The following is a 713-nucleotide window of genomic DNA, read 5'->3' as shown; positions in this document are numbered from 1 at the left end:
GCCGGCGGATCGACAACCAGGGTACCGCCATGGCCATCACTCGAGGTCGTGAATGTCGAGGCCATGTAGTTGCCCAGCAGCGCAATGCTCGCCGTGACGGTGCCGTCCGTCACCGTGAGCGTTCCGTGCGATGAGTCTCCGCTGAAGGTCGGCGTGTGAACGTTCGCGAAATTGATGTTCGCGAAATCGATCGCGTCCGAACCGGTCATCCCGGCGACGGTTCCCGCAAAGCTCGCGGAATTGTCGAGCTTCAGCGTCCCCGTCGAGCCCTGGAACGCGACGGTGGCGCTCGACGCCCCCGGCAATTCCAGGGTCGCGCCCGCTGCGATGGTGGCATTGGTGGAGCTCTCGCCCGTCACGTTGAAGGGCTGCCAGGCTCCCCACGCAATGCCGTCATTGGCCCGGATCCAGAGTTGGTCCGTACCCGAGCCGGCCTGATAGGTGGTCTGGGAAAGTTGCGCCGCCGTGATGTCGATCTCCGTATTCGCGGCCTGCGTAGCTCCGTTAACGCTCCAATGTCCCGTTCGTGTTGGAATCCCACAGCGCATATTTCGTGATGGTATCGCCATCCGCGTCCGTCGCACTGAACAGGTTCGATGCGGCAAAGGTCTGCCCGGAGACCGTCACCACGTTCGAGTCCGACACCGTCGGCGCCTGGTTGGTTGCGGTCGCCGTGAACGCCGTCCAGCTCCCCCACAACTTGCCGTCATTGG

At 63.5% G+C, this 713-nt stretch carries 2 pseudogenes; both read right to left on the bottom strand.

What is annotated here, in order from left to right:
• A pseudogene (locus H8B02_RS47630) lies at positions 1 to 359 on the bottom strand (hypothetical protein); the annotation flags it as partial.
• Positions 360 to 504: 145 nt separating this feature from the next.
• A pseudogene (locus H8B02_RS47625) lies at positions 505 to 713 on the bottom strand (Ig-like domain-containing protein); the annotation flags it as partial.

The sequence above is a fragment of the Bradyrhizobium altum genome, assembly GCF_020889705.1.
GTDB classification, from domain to species: domain Bacteria; phylum Pseudomonadota; class Alphaproteobacteria; order Rhizobiales; family Xanthobacteraceae; genus Bradyrhizobium; species Bradyrhizobium altum.
This window is presented reverse-complemented; position numbering and strand designations above follow the sequence as displayed.